A 21,635-nucleotide genomic window follows, 5' to 3' on the forward strand; every position below is an offset into this window, starting at 1 on the left:
TATTTTTACTTTTAGGTATTTAAAACTATTATCCCAACTAAACTAATTGATTATTTTATATAAAAATGTTACATTCATTTTGGAGGATGATCATAATGAAATTAGAGGATATCGCTCGTTTAGCAAACGTTTCTAAATCTGCTGCGTCACTTGCTCTAAATGGAAAGAGTGGTGTAAGTGAAAAGACCCGTGCCCATGTATTGGCAGTGGCTAAAGAAAACAATTACGTACCTTTACGTAAACATACGAAATCAGTAAAAAATGAAAAAACATTGAAAATCCGCTTTGTTGCCTGTACAAATGCAGATGTAATTCCAACACATTACCAACAATTACCTTTTTTTAGTGAGTTACTTTCTTGTTTAAGTACAGAAATTACGGCAAAAAACTATACACTCACTACAAATAACTTACCAAAAGAGCAATTATTTGCTACCTTACAAAAACTTGAGGATAAACAACCAAGTGATGGTATCATCTTATTAGGAACCAACTTAACCTCTGCACATCTCGCTAATGGAACTAATTTTAAAAACCTTGTTATTTTAGATACTGAGAGCAGTAGTACAAATTGTACGACAATTACGATGAATAACTACCTTGGTGGTCACAGCGCCGCAGAATACCTGCTAAAAATGAAACATGAAAAAATCGGATATATTAAGGGAACTCCTAGAATCAACAATTTCTATGATCGTCGCCGAGGATTTAAAGATGCACTTAAACGCCATGGTCAAAACCCAGATAAATTACCAAAATATTATCTTCCCGGTATGGAAATTAAGGCTGTCGAAAAAGAAGTTGAAAAATTTCTCGACTTTGTCAAAAGTGTAACAGCCATTTTTTGTGAAGATGACTATATTGCAATTAGTGTTTTAAAAACATTGAATAAGCACGGAATTCGTGTTCCTGAAGATGTTTCGATTATTGGTTTTGATGATATTCCAGAATCTCGTGTGACTTCGCCTGAACTGACCACGGTTCACGTACCCATTGCTGCGATTGCTAAAGAAGCAGTCAGTTTAATTGAACGAACAAATGAAGACCCCACACTTGTCAAACAGCAAATTTTTTTTAATACACAATTAGTAATTCGCGATTCTACCCGAAATCTAAACCACTCATAAAAAAAATCACGCCACTTTCGAAATACGTTTCGAAAAATGGCGTGATTTTTTTTGGATCAATGTCAATATTTGAGACAGTTTATACGAGAGATTTGTCGAATAATTTCATTCATGGAATTTCTCATTGTTTGATTCAAGTGTCAAGCCCAGACCGCTTGACACTCGAATCAAACAATGAGAGGAAAAACCCATGAAATTGTTCGACAAAAAGTGGATAGTGACTGGGTTTTAGGCGGCGTCATTAATCAGCTCCTCAAATCTAACGGGTGTCAAATAGCCGATTGAGCCGTGTATTCTCTTGCGATTATAAAACCGAAAAACATAGTCAAAAATATCAAGTTTTGCTGTTTCAAAATCTGGATAGACCTCTTGTTGATAAACTCGCTCTTTCTTCAGGCTTGCATGGAAAGATTCAATCCCCGCATTATCATAAGGGCATCCTTTTCGAGAGAAAGAATGTTGAATGTTATTTAATTTTAGTGCTTTTTCATAGGCTTTTGATGTATATTGCGATCCTAAATCACTATGTAAAATTAGTTTTGAATTGATTTCCCTGTTGTTCAGCGCATCTTCTAATGTCCGAAGAACTAAATCTGTATCCATTTTTTTGCCAAATGAATAACCGATTATTCTCTTTGAGTGTAAATCCAAGATTGTTGATAAATAACACCAACCATCTTTTTTTGTTTCAATATATGTGATATCAGTCACCCACTTTTGGTTTAATGCGGTTGTTGAAAAATCTTGATTTAACAGGTTTTCTCTGTCTTCAACCTTACCTTTTGATGTGATGGTTGGCTTCCATTTTTTTCGAGTAATGGATCTTAAGTTTAACTTGCGCATGATTCTTTGAACTCTTTTGATACTGCAAATTCGCCCGATTTTTTCTAACTCTTTTTTTAAAGAAGAATGAATTTTACAAGCACCGTAGACACGCTCACCTTCATTGTGATAAATATTTGAAATTCTTTCCTCAAGGTCTTCGTTTTCGATTGAACGTTTACTTATTTTTGGAGATAACCAACGATAATAAGATGCCCGATTCACCTTTAAAACACGGCAGAGTGTTGAAACGTTATGATTCTTAGCCTTGCTTTGATCGCGGATAAATTGATAGAGGGAGCTTATCTCCGCGCGAATAGCCCCAACGCTTTTTTTAATATTTCTACTTCTTCTTCCAACTCTTTCATCCGCTTCAATTCAGTCATGGGCTGTTCGGGTGTCACATTGGTAATCGGATGTGGCGTCGTTGCTCGTACCCATTTGTGAATTGTAGAGTAACCCACACCGTTTTCGTTAGATAGTTCTCTAGCTGTTTTTATTCCTTTTTGGTGTCACTCAAGAATATTTTGTTTAAATTCATCTGTATATCTTTTAGACATTTGACAACAACCTTTCTTCTTCTAGTGTATTTTACACTCTCTCAAAAGTTGTCTCAAGTTTTATACTAGCATTATATCGCCTATTTATTGTGATTTGTTATCTTTACTTTAGAGCATACAAAGAGATGTAATTTAGGAGGTGGTATATTGAACGATATTGTAATAGAAAACCTATGTAAGAAGCACCGGAACAAGAATATTTTAAATGATGTTTCTTTTAAAGCAACACAGGGAGAAATCATCGCTTTTCTTGGTCCGAATGGAGCAGGAAAAAGTTCAACGCTAAGGATTTTACTTGGACTTGACTATCCTCTCTCTGGTATTGCTACATTTGGCGGAAAAAGATATATGGAGTTTGACAGACCTTTGCGTGACGTAGGTGCTGTATTTGATGGTCTTGGTGGTGTTCCATCTCGAACTATCAATACACATCTAAAAATAGTCGCATTAAGTAATCAAATTACGAAGAGCCGCATAGATGAAGTTTTAAAAATGACTGAGCTATATGAAAAAAGATTTTCAAAGCTCGGTACGTTATCGCTCGGAGAAGGGCAGCGTCTTGGACTTGCTAGTGCATTACTTGGTGACCCACAGTATCTTGTTCTTGATGAGCCAACAAACGGACTTGATCCACTATGCTAAAAAGCCAAGAACAGTTTTTTTGTTCTTGGCTTTTTGCATAGAGAGCAATTCGAAATTACTTTTTCTCTATTCTAGCGCGTCACTAAACCATTAAAGCAGACAAAATAGCCGGCAAAATCACCTAGACGTTTTCTCGGTGCATCGCCTTTTACTAATTGTTCGTACCAAGCCACCTCGCGTTCTTTTATGCCCATATAACGATACAGTGGGGTAAGCGTGGCCATATAAGCGTTGTGCAAGCTTGTCCGACTTGGATCTTTTTCCTTTTTTTCTTCGTTTGAAAAAGTCAACCAAGCATTGCGCATCGTAACGTATTTCATCGCCGCTTCCACGACGTCTTGAAACAATTCAGCCATATCCTCATCCTCAAAATCCATTTGATTGAGTAATTGGGTATAAATTTCTAAGGCTTCCTCAAAACTTAAATGATCTTTTTCTAACAAGTAATTCTCATATTGAAACATGCGCGTCCTCCTAGAAATCGTTTTTTATATTATGATTCATTGTAACATTCTTTGTTATAGGCTACCTGCTGATTAAATAAAAAACATTAAATAATGGTATTTGAGCTCGATATTTTATATAACAAGTACAAGACTTTTAACGGTAGAACACGGAAAACCGTGCACTTTTATCAATATTGGATGCTTCTAATGTATAAACCACAAATTTACCAGCAACTTCCTTGTGCAGATTTTGATCAACTTGTTAGTTTAAAAAATACCCCTGAAAATCGCTGGATTAAAAAAATGGCTCGTATTACTTGGATAGAGCTAGAAAAAAATAGGCTGAAAAATCTCTTAATAAAAAAGACAATATTGCGTAATTTTTACGAATGGCTTTGGGTGCCTTACTAATTCAAGAAGAATATGGCTTTAGTGCTGAAAAAGCCGTTATGCAAATTCAAAAAATCCTTATTTGCAATCCTTTTCTTTTGTTAAATAAAGTTTTTTATGCATCTGTTGTTAGGTCCATCCAGACTAGCGAACAGAAGAGATATTAGAGCCGTTCGACCAAAGGGAGTTACGGATATATTACTAGGTTCACGTAGCTCATTGGCGCCGGAGCCGTGTCAAAAGATTCGATGTGAATTACGGAAGCTTGGTGCTTTAGCAACTAGCTTTCCGTTTGAAGCTCGAAAGCTGAGAGACTTCAGGAAAAATGAACAACGTTTCGCTGACGCTCAACCTTGTCCCGCATCCGTAACTCACTAACGTTCGAACGGCTACGTCAAAGCCAATGAATTCTCGTAGGTGAGCGGCGCTTAGAAATGAAATTGGGTACGTTATGAATATTTGGCAATTGTTCAGTAGGCATTACTTAAAGACTAATTTTTTGTAAGCGTGATTCAAAATAGCTATTATTTATTTGATTTCTATCGGCACTTATAAAGATATTTATTTAGCAAATCAAATCATTAACGTTTTTTCACCAAAAATCATTTTAAAACTTCTTTACGATATGCACTTGGCGTCAGGCCCATTGCTTTTTTAAACACACGCGAAAAATAATTATAATCAGAAAACCCAACGGCTGCGGCAATTTCTTTAATCGTCATCTCTTCTTTTAAGTAGCGCAGAGATTGGATAATTCGGTAATTGTTCAAATAATTAATTGGCGTCTGCTGGTACTCTTTTTCAAATTGACGAATCATTTTATATTTGGAAAGTTGGAAATAATCACTTACTTCATCTAGCGTTGGGCTTTTTTTGTAGTGATTTTCTAAGTAGTCTTTGATTTGCTCATTCATTGACGGTTTGGTTTCCAATGCCTCTTTGATCGTCAAAAAGAAATCATAAGCCAAACGCGAATTCGTATACACATCCGGGGGCGCTTGTGCCAATTGCTTCAACTTGGTAAACATTGCTTCGACTTTTTCTTTTGGACAATGACCGATTTGAAGTGGTGAGGGCAGCCATTGGAAAAACTCTTTGGAAAATTCGATGTAAATAAAACTCCACTCTTCTTCGCCACGATAATAAGTGAAGGCATTCGGTAGTTCCGCTAAAAAAAAGATGCCTTCTTTTAACTCATAGATTTTTTGATTGGTTGCCAAATAACCGGTACCACTTAAAGTATACTGAAAAACAATATAGGAACCTTGTCTTTTTTCGGCGTCCCAGTAATATTCTTTGGGTGATTGATCAAAGCCGAAACCTTTAATCGTTGGTAGTTGCTCCGTACTTTCAAACGTAAAAACATGGGACAAAAGTGCGCGCAATTTTATCCTATTTCTATCAATAATTTCGTCTTGTTTCATCGCTTTTCCTCCCCTATGCTTAGTATAACGAATTTTTTAAAAAAAGGAGCGATTTTTTATGCCAATCCAATTTGACCCGATTCAGCAATGTTTTCATTTACGTAACCAAACGATGAGTTATATCATCGGAATTGAAAAAGAAGCGTACCTCACTCACCGTTATTGGGGAGAAAAACTGCCTACTTACCATGGTAGCAATGCTCTGCAAATGGTTGACCGAGGGTTTGCGACGAATCCTTTTCCAGAAGAACGAACTTTTTCTTTAAATGCTTTGCCGCTAGAAACAAGTACGCAAGGCAATGGCGATCACCGAGTGGCAAATTATCAAATTCGCAATAGTAAAAATCATACCGTGACAAATTTTTTATATGATTCTTACCAAATAAAAAAAGGCAAAGAAGCGATTCCTGGACTGCCAAGTTTACGTGCGACAACGGATGACGCTGAAACGCTTGAAATCGTCTTAAAAGATACCATTCAACAACTGGAAATGCGTTTAATTTACACGTTGTTTGAAAATTATCCGATGATTACACGCCGGGTGGTTTATACAAATAACGGGAGCCAAACCGTTGCATTAGAAAATGCTGGTTCGATGTTGCTTGACTTGTCTGATTGCGAATTTGACTTTTTAACGTTAGATGGCTCACATACCAACGAAGCCAATTTGAATCGACAAAAAATCCGACCAGGCATTCAAAAAATTGAAAGCACCCGTGGGACGAGTAGCCCGCAGCATCAACCTTTTTTAGCGCTAGTTGAGCCGACCACTTCTGAATTTCAAGGAAGTGTCTATGCGTTTCATTTTGTTTATAGCGGAAATTTCATTGCGCAAGTAGAGCTTGAACAATACGGTACGACACGTGTACAAATGGGGATTCATCCTGATCACTTTGAGTGGCAATTAGCACCGAATACGCATTTTTACACACCTGAAGTCGTCTTAAATTATTCGAATGCCGGTTTTAATGGGCTATCACAAACTTTTCACCAAGTGTATCAACAACATTTAATTGCGCCTACTTGGCAAAAAGAAGCGCGCCCGATTTTATTAAATACATGGGAAGGCAATTATTTTGATTTATCTGAAGAAAAGCTCATTGCTCAAGCCAAAAAAGCCGCTTCTTTAGGCATTGAATTATTCGTCTTAGATGATGGTTGGTTTGGCAAACGCAATCACGATGATTCTTCTTTAGGAGACTGGTTTGTCAATCAAGAAAAATTACCACACGGGATTGAAGGCCTTGCCAAAGAAGTGCATCGTTTAGGAATGAAATTTGGTTTATGGTTTGAACCTGAAATGGTTTCAAAGCAAAGTGACCTTTTCAAAGCCCATCCTGATTGGGCCTTGCAAGTACCGAATTACCCTTTAACCGAAGGCCGACGCCAACTTGTCCTTGATTTAAGCCAACCAGCTGTCCAAGATTACTTAATTGCGGTCCTCGGTGATCACTTAGCCACCGGGCAAATCGACTACATTAAATGGGATATGAATCGCCACTTAACCGAAGTCGGCAATTTATTTTTCAACACACCACAGCAAAAAGAAATTAGCCATCGTTATGTGCTAGGCTTGTACCGTATACTCGAAACATTAACTACACAATACCCACACTGTTTATTTGAAAACTGCTCGAGTGGGGGCGGACGTTTTGACCCTGGTATGATGTATTACATGCCCCAAACATGGACCAGCGATAACTCTGACGCGCTTTGTCGCAGCGTTATTCAGTATGGTTACAGTTACTTATATCCGCCAATTATGATGGGCGCCCACGTCTCAAGTGCGCCGAATCATCAAGTTGGTCGCTTAACCCCACTAGAGACGCGAGGATGGATGGCGATGAGCGGAAACTTTGGCTATGAACTTGATTTTGAGACGTTATCGCCTGAAGAATTAGCGGAAGTGCAACAACAAATTGCTTTTTATCAAAAACACCGCCAACTCTTCCAATTTGGGCAATTTTATCGTTTGCAAGCGCCCGATGCTTACTTTGCGAGTGCCTGGTTATTTACCAACGAAGAAGAAGCCATTGCCATTTATTTTAACGGCCTTTCCCGACCAGCGATGCCAACGAAATATTTAAAAATGCGTTACCTGGATCCGGCAGCAACTTATCTTGACTTAGCAACAAATGAAGCTTTTAGCGGTGCCGAATTAAATCAAGCCGGTGTTTTAATCCCACGAGTGAAAAGAGATTTTCATACACAAGTTTTTCATTGGAAAAAACAATAACCCACCCTTTTCAAAAAGAACGATCTGCCGGATAAAAAAGCGGGTCGTTCTTTTTGCCATCTTATGCCCCGTTGCTTTTAACAAAGTCATTATTGCTACTTTTTTTGTTTAATCAGCTGCTTTTATTTTAGCGATTTTGAGTCAGCGATGGTTATTTGTTTTTGTAAAGAAAATCACGATTTCTACATTTTGCAACAGCCTGCTGAAAACGCATTTCTTTGTTCAATTACTCTTTTTTAGTAATCGCTCTCAAATTTTTTCGATTGAATTTATCCTTTCAAAGAAATAAATAAAAAAACAAACATCATTTTAAATGAATAAAGCCTCTTATTGTTACGCGTTTTTTCAAAGGTATCTCTTTATCTTTAAAACGTTTCCAAAAGACAGTTGGTTTCACATTAAATAACAAGTCATTATTTAAAAAAAGGAGGCTCTTTTATTCGTAATAAATTGATGAATTCCTTCACATTCCTATTCCATATTTTTTTTAATCAGGTATACTAAGGCGGTGAGGAGTAACAATAAAGGAGAGAATTCAATGGAAAACGTTTCACAACAAAGCGTAAAAATTAAGAACAGATGGTTAATCGCCCTGACTGGGGTTATTTTTCACTTGTCAATTGGTTCCGCTTACGCTTGGAGTATTTACACAAACCCAATTCAAGCACTCGTGAATTGGTCTGATAGCCAAATTTCATTCGCTTTTAGCTTAGCAATTTTTTGTTTAGGCTTTTCAGCAGCTTTTATGGGGCACTTGACGGACAAATATGGGCCGCGCATTACTGGAACTATTTCTTCCATTTTCTTTGGTTCAGGAATTGCTTTAACCGGACTGGCAATTAGCATGGAATCTTTACCAATGCTTTACTTGAGCTATGGTTTAATTGGGGGAATTGGACTTGGAACGGGTTATGTGACACCTGTTTCTACTATGATGGCTTGGTTCCCTGACCGCCGTGGACTCGCAACTGGGATGGCGATTATGGGCTTTGGTTTTGCGACTTTAGTCATTACACCAATTGCAGAAGCATTAATGGCAACAGTCGGTTTATCAAAAACCTTTTATATCTTAGGAGCAGCCTTCTTTACAATCATGTTCTTATCCGCTCAATATTTAGAAAAACCGCCTGTAGGTTGGACACCTGATGGCTTTAAAGAAAAACAGCCAACAAACGAAGAATTTGCGGTGGATGAACCTGAGTTTTCAGCAAATGAAGCCGTTAAGACCAAACGTTTTTGGATGCTTTGGATTATGTTATTTATTAACATCACTTGTGGAATCGCTTTAATTTCTGCTGCTTCCCCACTGGCGCAAAAATCAACAGGGATATCCGCAGCAGCAGCGGCAACAATGGTCGCAATCATGGGTCTTTTCAATGGTGGCGGACGCTTTGTTTGGGCAACGATTTCAGATTATATTGGACGTCCAAATGTCTTTACGACGTTTTTTACAGTGAATGTCGCAGCGTTTATTGGTCTATACTTTACCAGTTCTCCGCTTTTATTTAATGTCTTGCTGTTTTTAATTATCACTTGTTATGGTGGTGGTTTCTCAGCCGTTCCTGCTTATATTAGTGATATTTTTGGTAGCAAAGCAGTGGCAGCCATTCATGGTTACGTTTTAACTGCCTGGGCACTTGCTGGGATGGTCGGTCCGGTATTACTTTCAACCATTACGGACGCTTCTGGTTCTTATGCCACCGCAATGCTTGTTTTCTCTGGGTTATCTGCGGTAGCGTTCGTGTTATCATTGGCAATTCGCCGAGAGATTGGGAAGAATGGGTAAAAAAAATAAAGAAAAAACCTCGATAAAAATTCGAGGTTTTTCTTTATCTTTCTTCTGCTTTTCCGAAATAATGATCGACGAGTTTTGATAACGTACCAGTTTTTGCATACGGAACGGTATCTTCTTGAACAAAATTCGTTCGACGTACACTTGAATCAACTTTACCAAAAATAAAGTTCATCGCAATTTTGTAAATGATTTCAGTTGGGGCAAAACCATAAACTTGATTTTCTAAAATATGCTTAATTCGTTGATTCTTGTCCGGAAATTCTTGTTGAATTACTGGACTATTATAAAGTTTTTTAACAATTTCAGTAATGTATAAGCCCGATTTCATATAGAGGTCCGCAAATGTTTTACTAGAATCATCATAGATACCTGGATTTTCACGTTCTAAATCATCGACCATTTTTTTGACTACCCATTTTGGCGTATAAATTTGGTTGGTTTTTTGAGGTGGAATATAGTCAAATATATCTTCGGTTTGTTCTTCAAAATAATCTGCTAACGCTTCTTTTTTTCGAAGAAACTCTTGAACGGATTCATTAAAAACCACTTCATCAAAAAGTTGCCCTTTAAAGTGGCGCGTCTCCCCATTTTCTTCATAATCCCCACCATCGCGTAAAAATAAAAACTGCTCAACAGTGATTTTTGTCACTTCTAAAAAAACATCCGCTGGCGTGTATTCCTCAAAATTTGCTAAGGTTAAACTTCCATCACCATAAGCCATAATAAAACTTGGAATAGCACGCGCAAAATAACGTAGGCGACCACGGATTTCTTCTTCGACTTGATTTTTATTACGGGTTATTTTTTTACGTTCTTGTTCTTCAATGATGTCTTTTTGAGCGATTGCAATCATCTCATCTACTTGTTTATGAATTTCTTTGGTATACGTTTGAGTCGCCTGTGCAACTTGCTCATGAAAATCTGCTTCAACCGTTTGACGCATTTCTTCAGTTGTTGCTTTCGCCAGATTTTCTTGCTGTTTATTTTCTAAATGGGCTTTTGCAATTAGAAACTCTGCATTGGCTTTTGCAACGGTGGTTTGGATTTTCGCTTCCGTTTGTTTCTCAACTCGATTTAAAGCCGTTGTCGTCATCTCATAATCATTTTTCAATCTTTGGAGTTGCGGTTGCATCCCTTCCACGACTGTTTGACCAATATTTTTAGCCAGTCTATTTAGTGCCGGCTGACTAGTTACTCCCTCTTCGTCAAAGGTTTCTTCAAGTATTGAATCAATCACTGAGGATTCAAATTGTTTCTCCCCAAAAACAGCTGCTGAACGATTGATAATAATTTCATTTTCAACCATTACCTGCCCTGCTTCATCTACCTCAATCCCTTGGGTATCAATTGAAGCTTTGTCTTTAGCTTTCGTTATTTTTCCTTGAGCGACATAATCGAGATTGTCTAAAATATCTAATGCCGCTTGTGGTGCACGAAAAATACCAGCAATATTGGCAAATAAAAAATTGCTCATGAACCCTCGTTTTACCACTTCACTGGCTTTAATCGTCCGAGGAATACTTAGGACTTGTGCCGCATCGAGAGCTACCATCTGCCCAGCGGAATCTTCCCCGATGACTGGGAAAAAATTCAATAATTCTTTGATATTTGCTTCACGGTCACTCGTTGTCCCTCCACCGGCTGCGGTTTTCGTGGATAAATTATTCGCGAATTCATCAAAAATAATTAACGTTCGTTCTGGTGCAAAATCAAAAACATAGGCATTTTGCTTTTGATAACGAACTTCTTCGCTAGCAACTTGCTCCGTCCAAACATAAGGATTTTGAGCCCGAAAAGCCGCTTGCATGTAAAGTGCTGGCGATTGAACGTTACTTAACATCATCACAGCCGTCCATTCAGGAATCGTAACGCCCGTCGTCAACTGACCAACTGAAAGGGTAATGGTTTTCTCATGCTCTTTAATCGCTGCTCGTACCCTTTTGAGCGAACTCTCATTGGCTGCAACATCATCAATTTCTGATTTGCCGTCACCTGCTGCTAAAATAATCTCATAATTTTCAAAGACCGGGTGATTTTTTAAAAGTCGTTGTAGCGCCTTGGCACTCGCAACTCGATTTAATAACCAGAAGGTATGTTTTAATTCATTTCGTAATGCTGGTGTTGAAAAAGGATATTTTTCATTTCTTGTGAGCGTATCTAACCATTTGCGGACTTCTTTTTCATGGATAAATTCTCCCGCCTCATTGGTCGCAAAAAATTCATTTAAGTCAAAAGCAAATTCTAAATAATTATCTTCTGTTAATAATAGTCCATGATTGATTTCATCAGCAATCATCGAAGACATCTGATAGGTAAAGAGGTTTAGTTTCGGGAGACTCTCATATGGATTATTTTCTTCCCCACACCACTCTTCTTTCACCAGTTGCTCATCGGCATAAGACCAGTTAAAAATTTGCGCTTCATTAAACTGCCCTTTCGCAAGCGCCTTAAATGGTGTACCAGAAAGATGGAGCGTAAATTGACGTTTCACTTGCTCAAAAGCGACGTCCGTTTTCAACGTATCGACTCCTTCGTGCGCTTCATCGATAATCAAAATATCCCAAGAGGTTTTGGCTACCCAATCTAACTTCTCGTAGCCACCGCCAAAGTACTTCGAGCCTTTTAAATCTTGTAAACTGACAAAAGCAATTTGCCTGATTTCGTCATTCGTTCCAATCAAGTCTAGGTATTGCGCTCTGGTCAATGGTGAACGATCTTTTAAAGAATCCGATTCGCTAATAAATTTAAAATCTGTTTGCCAAGCAATAAACTGGGCGAAATCGTCATACCAAGAATTGGCAATCGCTGGCCGATTCGTGACTACTAACACATTAAACGCATCCATTTTCCGCACTAAATCATACGCTGTTAATGTTTTTCCAAAACGGGGTTTCGCATTCCATAAGAATTCGCCACTTGGATTCCCCTCTAAATAGGCGAGTGTTTTTTCAACTGCTTTGGCTTGTTCTTCACGTAATTGATAAGAATTTTTTTGCTCTTTTTGAATTTTCCTATAATCTTTAAAGACATATTCCCGATACAATGCTTGTGCACGATCTGGGTCGCCATTAAAGAAAAACCACTCCGTACCTTTATTACGACGCACCCCATTCTTAGTTAAAAATTGATGGAAATCTCGGTCAGAAAAATAGCCGCCACCGTTATAACGCGCTTCATAGGCCCATAGCTTTTTCGCTTCAATCCCAGCGGTATGCGTCTGCTCGTGAATCCGTGTATCTGCGTCACGGTCGGTGTAACCAATTTTAATCCAACCTTCTTTTGCGGTATTGGTTGGTGTAACATAAGCATAAATCGTGGGTTTAATCACGCGTTTTGGATTAATGGTAATCGCCATATTTTATTCCATCTCCTTCACTTTGGATTCGATGAACGTAATTTCTGCTTCATCTAACCCATATTTCGCATAGAGTTGTTGGTCAATTTCAGCAATCGATTGTGACCAATCAATGTCAGAATTCGTAGTGAAATCTTGGAGAGGGACTTTCGCCCAAGTTGCTTTAGTGTTATCCTGTGTAATTTTCAAAATTCCTAACATCGCTCTAGCAAACTTTGATTTCAGATATTTTAAAGCCGCACTCGCTTCTAATTCGGTATCGAATGTTCCAATTCCGATAAACGTTTCAGTATAACCGATTAAGGGGGTACCGATTAAGGGGGTACCGATTAAGGGGGTAGAAAGGACTTCTCCTATCGCCCCTGATCCGTTTGCTTTCGGGAGGATAATTTTAAATTTATAAAAATTATCAGGCTCATTCATGAAGTCCTTTCTAAACCATTTATACACACGTTCATTATTGTATCGACCATAAATTTGAATATATTCGTGTTCATCGTTTGGAATTTCATCATGAAACAAATCAGGCAATTTCCGAAAAGCATTAGAAGCTAATCGTCTATCAGATACTTTTTTCATGTCTTCTGGATATTCTATATAAATACTATCTGAATATCTATACGCTCCTCGGTTAGTTACAATATCGGAAAATGATTGGAAATTATTCACAGACATGACTTTACGAAGAATAGAATGTAGCTCTAAAAATGGTGTAAACACTTCAATTGCTCCAAAATTTTTTTCTTCATCATGGTATGTAACAGCAAGACCGCCTTTTATATCCGTACCTGGAAAAATCTTCGAACTGTCTTGTTCAAAATAAGTAATTTTTAAATGTTCATCATTCAACATTTTTTCATTCCAATTTTTAGGAGTAGCTCCAGCATTTGACAAATACCGCGCAGGAGTAATTAACAAAACCTTTCCTCCAATTTTGTATGATTCATCTATAAACTTATGATAAACAGGCATATCTTTTGAACTATCACCTTTTGCTTCCTCCTGATAAGGTGGATTCCCAATCACAACATCAAACTTCATTCCAGTTCCTCCTAACATTTGAAATTCCCAAACTTTTTTTGTCTGCCAATTCTTTATCTTTACAGGTGTACCTGGTGTAGCGAGTGTCAACTGTTCTTCTGGGGAGCTTTCGCCAAATAAATCTAATTGCTCAACCACATTTAATTCAAAATCGACTTCGGTATATGGAACCGTTTTTTGTAAGCCATCCATTTGAAAAACATTATGGCTAATAATCGTTGCGATGTTTTTTTGTAATTTTAATTCCGGCCGTTTCCCAAATTTTTCTTGGTAGTAATCAATAAAGGTATAAAGCAAATTCTCACGAGCGATGAGTAGCGAATCCCCTTGAAATTCGTACCCATAACTCGCTTGATACGCTTTATCGACCATTTTCAGCCAAGTTTTCTCATCAACAATTTCAGCATTAATTCTTTGTAATTTTCGATCGACAAAACCAACTCGTTCCTTTATTGGTACCCCCTCACCCGTCACTGCATCATAACGATTAACCATATACGGCGCTTCGCCACAAGTAAGTTCTAACCAAGTTTTGGCGATATATTCTTCTAACGGCAATTCTTGAAACTCTTGCTCAATTACTTGATTTTGTAACGCCACAATCCAAGTTGGCGTAAAGACTTCTGCCCGTCCTTTGGTGCGCTCTTTTTGTTGATAAGTTCGTTTGCCAGTGCGCGGTTTAACAAAGCTCGCATTTTTATCCATGATGGATTGGAGCTTAATGGGATCCTTTACGCCATAGCCTTTGCCATAGCGTTCATAAGTGCTTGTGGCCCAGATGATATTTTTATTCGTTGTACGGTCACGTAGTAAAATTTTTAGTAGTTCAGGGGTATTTCGCAACAGCTTGTCTTCCGTATCATTTACTTGTTCTTCAAAGACAGACTCATTCATGATTTAATACTCCTTATTCTTTTATTCACTAGAAAAAATAAACAGTCTTAAAGTGATCCTTCTAGGTTTATAGTTCAATTTTACCATATTTACTTGGAATAAAAACAAACAATACCAAGCAAAAAAATTAAAATAACAATTGTGTATATTCTGTAAAATAATAGCAAGTATCGCTCATCCTTTTTTTTGCTAACGCAGCTGTAGATCCGTTGGTTTTTTATTTATACTTAAATAGAAAATGCGTGATTCAATCCTAACAAGGATGATTGAATCACGCATTTTTCTCATTTATTCTTCTACTCAATCGCCTGATAATCCGCGGCTAATGCTCGAATCACCGCGGGACGCTTTGCCACACGATTGGCCCAAGCAATCACATGTGGGTATTCTTGCACACTTAAAAACTCAGCGGAACCGCCATATAACTCTCCTTGCACTAAACGACCATACCAAGGCCAAAGCGCCATGTCAACAATCGAATAGTCATCTCCTGTGACGTATGATTTATCAGCCAGTTGTTGATTTAACACGTCTAGTTGACGCTTTGTTTCCATGGTGTAACGGTTAATTGGGTATTCTTGTGCTTCAGGAGCGTAATGGTAAAAGTGGCCAAAACCACCACCAACAAAAGGAGCGGCACCTGTTTGCCAAAAAAGCCAATTCATCGCTTCAGTCCGTTTCGCAAAGTCGGTTGGTAAAAATTGATGAAATTTATCCGCTAAATAAACCAAAATTGAAACCGATTCAAAGACACGCACCGGTTCTTCACCAGAGTAATCCATTAACGCGGGAATTTTTGAATTTGGATTAATCGCAACAAAATCACTGCCAAATTGATCGCCTTTGCCAATATCAATTTTATATAAATCGTAAGCTGCTTCATTCACACCAGCTTCTTTTAATTCTTCCAATAGAATAGTGACTTTCATACCATTGGGCGTGCCTAGTGAATAAACTTGTAAGGGCGCCGTCCCAACCGGTAATCTTTGTTCAAAACGACTGCCGGCATCCGGACGATTGCCGGTGCGTTTCACTGCTTCGTGCCATTCCCAAACTTTTGGAATTTTGTATTCTGACATGTAACCCTCTCCTTACTTCTTGATTTATTACACTTTTTAGTATAACCCTTTCCCAACAAATTCACAAAGATATGGTGTTTTTAAGTCAGCGTTCCATTGTCTCGGTTCGCTAACGTTTCTTTGACTTCTTCAATAAATTTTTTAGCAATCGGAGTTAATTTTCGCTTTTTATTTGTAATAATGCCTAACGTATGAGTGGTGGCGTCTGCTAATGGTCTTAGCACAATATGTTCATTGATAAAACTATCCACAATCCCTAAGCCAGAAGCATAGGCATCGGATTCGCACAACAGATTCATTAAGGTCCCGCGGTCATTGGTATACATTACCGGTTGATGATCAAAGGCTTCAATTGGGTCTTCATTAAAAACGGCGGCCGTTTGATCTTCTTGGCTAAAACGAACTTGGGGATAGTTGAGTAATTCTTGGGGATAAATAATTTTTTTAAATGCCAGCGGATGATCTTTCTTTAAAAAAATTTGCGTTTGAAATTGCCCGAGTGGTTCAAAGTCCAACTCTTCTTGTTGAAAATAACGTTCTAAAACACGACGGTTATCTTTGTTTAAATATAAGATCCCTAACTCACTTTTAAAATCACGTACGCTTTCGATATTTTTTAGTGTGGTTGTTTCCACTAAATGAAAATTCTGATATTCTTCTTTAAATTGATGCATCACTTTTAAAAAAGGTTGAGATAAAAAATCATACCGTTGAGTCGTAATCGTAAAATCTTTTTTATAATTGGCTTGAAAATGAGTTTCTAATAAATCGACTTGATCTAAAATACGATTGGCATAAACTAAAAAATCCACGCCTTCTTCCGTTAAGTTTACGCCCGATTTTGAGCGGATAAACAATTGAACGGCTAACTCTTCTTCGAGATCTTTTACTGCACTTGATAAACTTGGTTGCGTAACGTAAAGTTGCTTGGCCGCTTCACTAAAACTACCAGCCTTAGCAATCGCAACGACATAACGACATTGTTGGATATTCATGTAAGCCCCTCCTCTTATTTCGTAAAAAAAAAGAAAGGTCCCGATAAAAAAAGCATCGAGTCCTTTCGCAAAAATCAGATTTTGTCTTTATCTAATCGGTTGCCAAAGAACATGATGACACATCGCCATCATGTTGCACATGTGATTAAATTGTTTGACATTTTTGCGCTTGGTCATCGTTTTCACCTCTTTAGCCTTCATTGCATGTTTATTGATTGGTTGCATTGGTTGCTTCTAACCATACCACGAAATAAAAAAAACAGATAATTAATAATTTTTATATCTCATAATTGTTTTTGTTTATAGCTATGATACCATAAAACATTCTGTCAGAGGGAGAGTTTTCAATGTCGGCTAAAATGTTACTTCGTATACAGTACATCGGGTTATTAATTATGTTACTTAGTCTATTCTATGAACTGTATTTTACCGCTTTTTGTTTTGCGCTTGTCTCTATCATTTCTTTTGTCTATCGCAAACTGTAAATCATGCGTTTGCTTAATTTTAATTTGTTTGCTTTTAGCAATCGGAGTTTCAGCGCGCAAATCACTCATGCAAATTTTGTGTGCAAGCTTGAGCTTCTATTTCTTACTAAACACCATGACTCATTTTTTTCTTTCATTACACAAAAAAAACACCACTCATTGAATGAATGACGTTTTTTTCTTTTATAACAAATCTTACAGTAGTGGCATAATCCAATTCACCCACACCCAACTAAAAGGCATGGCCAAAATCATCGCTGGAATCATATCGGCTACTGGGAACATTTTTACTTGGATGATACGAAAACCCGTCGCTAACATCAGTACACCACCACAAGCTTTAAAATCTAAAATCATCGCCGGTGTCGTCAAAGGGAAAATCATTTTTGCTCCTAGAAACAACAAGAAGAAAATCATAAATTGCGGAATGGCGATTACCGAAACAACATAGCCTAATTGAGCCGCAAAAATCATCGCCGTAAAGAAATCTAAAATAGATTTCGCAATGAGTACCGAGCTATCACCGGTCATTCCTAAATCAAGACTCCCGTAAATTCCCGTCCCACTCGCACAAAACAACACAATAATTGTTACGAGTTGATTTAAGAAATCTTCCTGTGAAAGCGTCGTTTGTTCACCTGAAAACAACTTCGCAATTGGCTTTTGCATCCATAAGGCCCCTTGATTCATTTTATTTCCTAAACGAAAAACCAAACCAAGGGCTGTTCCAACCACCACCGAAAAAATCACAGCGGGCATGTTTTTCATCGGCGCAATGGCATAAACCCCCATCGTCATTGAAGCAACACCTAAAATGAGGTTCATCTCGGTCTTGATTCGATTCGGGAGGATATGTCCGATATTCCCTCCAACGATTCCTCCGATAAAGATTGCTAAGCTGTTAATGATAATTCCAATTGGCATAGTGGGACTCCTTATTCTGATTAAATATATTTAAAAATAACGGTAATCAATTAATTCGATTTCTTGTTCAATTAACTCTTGTTTTATTTTTGGATCAATCAACATTTCTACTTCTTGTGTTCGTGGAATTAGTAATGAAGAATGATTTAAAATATAAGCATCCAAATAGCCAGGATGGCAAACAAAGATATTTACACCATCTTCGTGCAGGTGAGTACTTAAATTTCTTAATGTTTGATAAGGGTCATAATCAGGCTTCATACTTTCCATAATTAGATAGGATTTCGTCTGATTAATATAAGTAAAAGAACCCGTTTCGATTGCATTCGGATTGGTATTTTCAGGAAGCCCTGAATAAGTTAAACCTTCTTGGATCGAAAATTGTTTTAAAGCTGTAAAAAAATTATCACTTGCAATCGCGTGTCCTTCAAAATAATCAGGTTTTCTTCCAAATAATTCGATAAAGCGATTATATTGGTTTTGTATTTCTAGCAACGCTTCTTCAACCACCACAAAATCTTTTTCAGCAGTACGGTACGTCTTTGATGATTTAAAAAAGCCTGCTTCATCAACCAGCGATGGAATCAATAATGGATCCGTTAAAGGTTGGCCTACACAAATATTCGTATGCTGACCAAAAGCGATCTTCTCATTTTTCAATAAGGAAACACCATGTTCAGTAGCAGCCATATTTAACATGACACCCACGCTACCAATCAGTCCTTCTTTGACTGATTTTTCAATTCCATAATTTACTCCTTCAGAATACCCTAAATCATCTGCTCGAAACAGTATTTTTCTCAACTAATTCCACCTCTTTTTTTGTTTCTTTTACACCTAAGACATATGTGACACCTGCACTAATTATAAAACCTATACCACAAGCGATTAGCCCGTTTATGGTATTCGCCGTTGTTCCACCAAAAAATGCCGTCATTGCGATAAAACTTGCAACTGGAATCATCGCATAAGTGGTCACACCCGTAATTCCTGCATAGACTCCTCCAGCAAGACCACCAATAATTAATCCAATAAATGGTTTTTTATAACGAGCACCTAAACCATATAGTGCTGGTTCAGTCACGCCACCAATAAACGAAGCCACTAAGAAAGAAAAAGCCAGCGCTCGTTCGTCTTTTTTACGTAAACTAAGAAAAGAGCCTAGACTCATACCTGCAACACAAATACTTGCGACAATAGCTGCTGGCGAGACTAATGCTTCTTGTCCATTTTGTGCAAATACTGTAATCATCGTTGTAATTAACAATAAATGCATACCGGTCATAACTAAGAATTGCCATAAAGCAGCAATAACAGCGACGGCTAAGAACCCTGCAACTGAATCTAAGGATAATAGGAAACGGCTTAAATACTCACCTAATCGAAAGCCAATCGGACCCAAAACAATTAACATAATCGGTAACATTGTCGCAATAGCTAATGCTGGTGAAAAAACGGTTGCTAAGGTTGTTGGGACAATTTTTTTATAAAATTTTTCTACATATACCATTACCCAAACAGATAGAATAATTGGAATAACTGTATTCGAATAGTTTTGAGCACTTGCTGAAATTCCATAGACAGAAAACACCTGACCTTCTGTCGCAATTTGAATTAACGTTGGGTGAACCAAAATAGCACCTAACAACATCCCTAAAACAGGGGTGGTTCCTAATTTTTTACTTGCTGTATAACCTAGCAAAATTGGGAAGAAATAAAATCCTGCATCGCCAACCATGGTTAATAGTTGGTAGAGTTGGCTCCCATCAGCTATAACTCCTAACATTGATGGTCCAAATACCGCTATCACCATTTTAAACATTGAAACGGCGACGAGTGCTGGAATTAATGGTGTTAAGCTACCCGCTAAACCATCTAAAATCGCATTCCCTAATTTTTTTAACGAAAACGGTTCTTTTTCAACTTGTTTTTGCTCGCTTTCGTCCTGACTAACTGTAATACCACTTTTTTCAAGTTGTCCCATAAATGCATCATACACATGAGGAACCGTTTGACCAATAATAATTTGGTATTGTCCCCCCTTTTGACTTACACCCAAGACACCAGGGATTTTCTTCACTTCATTTGTATCAACAATACTATCATCTACTAAATTTAACCGTAGACGTGTCATGCAGTGCGTGACTTGCGAAACGTTCGTTTGCCCCCCAACACTTTCTAAAATGCGCTGTGCTAATTCTTGATTTTTATCCATCTCTTTTCCCTCCATATTTTATTCATTTTAAATAAAATAAAAGGTCTAGCCGAATATTACTCCGTCACTATCCAGTAAAAAAAGTGGCCTCCTTTGTTTAGTTATTTATTGTCATCCGATTGTCTTTGGTAGTCAACCGAACAATATGTATTAATAAAAATAGTCGTTCGCCTTCGATTTCTTTCTGATATTTCTTCGTTAACAAGTCAATGATTTGCGAAACAACTTCTGCTTGCTTCGGGTATTCTTTTAAAAGCAAAGCAACCATGTGTGAACTTTTATCATAATGAAGTGTGCCATTTTGAATCATTCTTTGTAATAAGAAACGTAGATGTAGTACAAAGCGAGCATAATCTAAACTACCACTCTCTAAAGCAATTATCGGAAATTTTGCTTCAATTAATTGCATCATTTCGGTAATTGTATTGGTGATACCTACTGTTTCTTGAAATTCAACATCCATTTCTGAATTAACAATATGCACCGCAATAAAATTGGCTTCTTCTCTTGGCACTTTTAGATCAAAATGATGTGCAATCGTGTTTACTGCTTCTGTTGCTAATTGATATTCTTCTGGATACAACGCTTGAACATTCCATAAAAGCGAGCTATCAAATTGAATCCCTAATGCCGTTCTTTCTAAAAAATTTGAAATGTGATCGGTTAATGTGATGTAGATTTTATCATTGATTTTTTTATTCGTTTTCTTTTTTAAATCTTCGATAATTCGTTCTGTTACTTCAATAATATCATCTGGAATATCCATAATGATTTCTTGGTATTGACGAATGGTTTCTTTTGTATCGAGTCGAAAAATTTTCTCAACTTTCTCTTCATCAACTGGATCGCCGGATTTCTTTCCAAAAGCAATCCCTTTGCCTTTAATAACAATTTCTTCACCTGACTGATCTAAACTAACGATGGTATTATTATTCAATACACGTGTAATAATCATTTTATCTCCTAACGAATGGTTAACAAGTCATCTTTGATTGCAACTGGACCAAAACTCAATGGTTTTTCTAATTCTTTCCCTCGAGCTTCGGTTACAATTAAGATCACTAGTGGTGCAAAGATTTTTTCACACTAAAAATTGCTATTATTACTATTCAGACGCAAAAAAGTCCTTTATACTGAATCAAGGATGACTTATCCAAGACCAATAAAAAAGGACTAACGCATGGATAAGTATAACAAAAAAACAG

At 37.4% G+C, this 21,635-nt stretch carries 16 protein-coding genes and 1 pseudogene; 5 read left to right on the top strand and 12 right to left on the bottom strand.

Features of this window, described 5'->3' with window-relative positions; genetic code table 11:
• Positions 1–95: 95 nt before the first annotated feature.
• The gene (locus JOD14_RS09425; RefSeq protein WP_204654578.1) at positions 96–1,127 is read left to right on the top strand and encodes a LacI family DNA-binding transcriptional regulator; all 1,032 of its coding nucleotides are present in this window, start codon (positions 96–98) and stop codon (positions 1,125–1,127) included.
• Positions 1,128–1,355: 228 nt separating this feature from the next.
• On the opposite strand, the gene JOD14_RS09430 is transcribed toward JOD14_RS09425, so the two are convergent.
• On the bottom strand, positions 1,356–2,327 hold the full coding sequence (locus JOD14_RS09430) for an IS3 family transposase (RefSeq protein WP_420827553.1): 972 nt from the start codon (positions 2,325–2,327) through the stop codon (positions 1,356–1,358).
• Positions 2,252–2,413, bottom strand: coding sequence for a hypothetical protein (locus JOD14_RS13630; RefSeq protein ID WP_379962500.1), 162 nt, complete (start codon positions 2,411–2,413; stop codon positions 2,252–2,254). The genes JOD14_RS09430 and JOD14_RS13630 overlap by 76 nt, the downstream gene beginning before the upstream one ends.
• A gap of 240 nt (positions 2,414–2,653) precedes the next feature.
• Between JOD14_RS13630 and JOD14_RS09435 the strand changes: the two are divergent.
• A pseudogene (locus JOD14_RS09435) lies at positions 2,654–3,142 on the top strand (ATP-binding cassette domain-containing protein); the annotation flags it as partial.
• A gap of 80 nt (positions 3,143–3,222) precedes the next feature.
• Here JOD14_RS09435 and JOD14_RS09440 read toward each other — a convergent pair.
• Positions 3,223–3,615, bottom strand: a complete 393-nt coding sequence (locus JOD14_RS09440) for a hypothetical protein (RefSeq protein WP_204654579.1) — start codon at positions 3,613–3,615, stop codon at positions 3,223–3,225.
• A gap of 189 nt (positions 3,616–3,804) precedes the next feature.
• On the opposite strand from JOD14_RS09440, the gene JOD14_RS09445 reads away from it, so the two are divergent.
• The gene (locus tag JOD14_RS09445) at positions 3,805–4,008 is read left to right on the top strand and encodes a hypothetical protein (protein WP_204654580.1); all 204 of its coding nucleotides are present in this window, start codon (positions 3,805–3,807) and stop codon (positions 4,006–4,008) included.
• Positions 4,009–4,589: 581 nt separating this feature from the next.
• On the opposite strand, the gene JOD14_RS09450 is transcribed toward JOD14_RS09445, so the two are convergent.
• Positions 4,590–5,411 (bottom strand): AraC family transcriptional regulator, encoded by an 822-nt coding sequence (locus JOD14_RS09450; protein WP_204654581.1) that lies wholly within the window; start codon positions 5,409–5,411, stop codon positions 4,590–4,592.
• Positions 5,412–5,469: 58 nt separating this feature from the next.
• On the opposite strand from JOD14_RS09450, the gene JOD14_RS09455 reads away from it, so the two are divergent.
• Together JOD14_RS09455 and JOD14_RS09460 are read left to right on the top strand one after the other, a co-directional pair.
• Entirely contained in the window at positions 5,470–7,647 is a 2,178-nt protein-coding gene (locus tag JOD14_RS09455; protein ID WP_204654582.1) for an alpha-galactosidase, read from the top strand.
• A gap of 538 nt (positions 7,648–8,185) precedes the next feature.
• Positions 8,186–9,433 carry an L-lactate MFS transporter gene (locus tag JOD14_RS09460; protein ID WP_204654583.1) on the top strand — a complete coding sequence of 416 codons (1,248 nt, stop codon included), beginning with the start codon at positions 8,186–8,188 and terminating at the stop codon, positions 9,431–9,433.
• 43 nt (positions 9,434–9,476) lie between these two features.
• On the opposite strand, the gene JOD14_RS09465 is transcribed toward JOD14_RS09460, so the two are convergent.
• The 8 genes from JOD14_RS09465 to JOD14_RS09500 form a co-directional block, all read right to left on the bottom strand.
• Complete coding sequence (locus JOD14_RS09465) at positions 9,477–12,797, bottom strand: DEAD/DEAH box helicase family protein (RefSeq protein WP_204654584.1); 3,321 nt, start codon at positions 12,795–12,797, stop codon at positions 9,477–9,479.
• Positions 12,798–12,800: 3 nt separating this feature from the next.
• Positions 12,801–14,732 (bottom strand): Eco57I restriction-modification methylase domain-containing protein, encoded by a 1,932-nt coding sequence (locus tag JOD14_RS09470; protein ID WP_204654585.1) that lies wholly within the window; start codon positions 14,730–14,732, stop codon positions 12,801–12,803.
• Positions 14,733–15,028: 296 nt separating this feature from the next.
• Positions 15,029–15,811, bottom strand: a complete 783-nt coding sequence (gene yghU, locus JOD14_RS09475; RefSeq protein ID WP_204654586.1) for a glutathione-dependent disulfide-bond oxidoreductase — start codon at positions 15,809–15,811, stop codon at positions 15,029–15,031.
• Between the two features lie 80 nt (positions 15,812–15,891).
• Complete coding sequence (locus tag JOD14_RS09480; protein WP_204654587.1) at positions 15,892–16,806, bottom strand: LysR family transcriptional regulator; 915 nt, start codon at positions 16,804–16,806, stop codon at positions 15,892–15,894.
• Positions 16,807–17,486: 680 nt separating this feature from the next.
• On the bottom strand, positions 17,487–18,215 hold the full coding sequence (locus JOD14_RS09485; protein ID WP_204654588.1) for a DUF554 domain-containing protein: 729 nt from the start codon (positions 18,213–18,215) through the stop codon (positions 17,487–17,489).
• Positions 18,216–18,245: 30 nt separating this feature from the next.
• Positions 18,246–19,019 (bottom strand): ChbG/HpnK family deacetylase, encoded by a 774-nt coding sequence (locus JOD14_RS09490; protein WP_204654589.1) that lies wholly within the window; start codon positions 19,017–19,019, stop codon positions 18,246–18,248.
• The gene (locus JOD14_RS09495) at positions 18,991–20,430 is read right to left on the bottom strand and encodes a PTS transporter subunit EIIC (protein WP_204654590.1); all 1,440 of its coding nucleotides are present in this window, start codon (positions 20,428–20,430) and stop codon (positions 18,991–18,993) included. Before JOD14_RS09495 ends, JOD14_RS09490 begins: the two co-directional genes overlap by 29 nt.
• A gap of 97 nt (positions 20,431–20,527) precedes the next feature.
• Positions 20,528–21,385, bottom strand: a complete 858-nt coding sequence (locus JOD14_RS09500) for a PRD domain-containing protein (RefSeq protein ID WP_204654591.1) — start codon at positions 21,383–21,385, stop codon at positions 20,528–20,530.
• Positions 21,386–21,635 lie beyond the last annotated feature (250 nt).

Origin of the sequence: Enterococcus lemanii (assembly GCF_016909125.1) — a bacterium.
GTDB classification, from domain to species: Bacteria; Bacillota; Bacilli; order Lactobacillales; family Enterococcaceae; genus Enterococcus_I; species Enterococcus_I lemanii.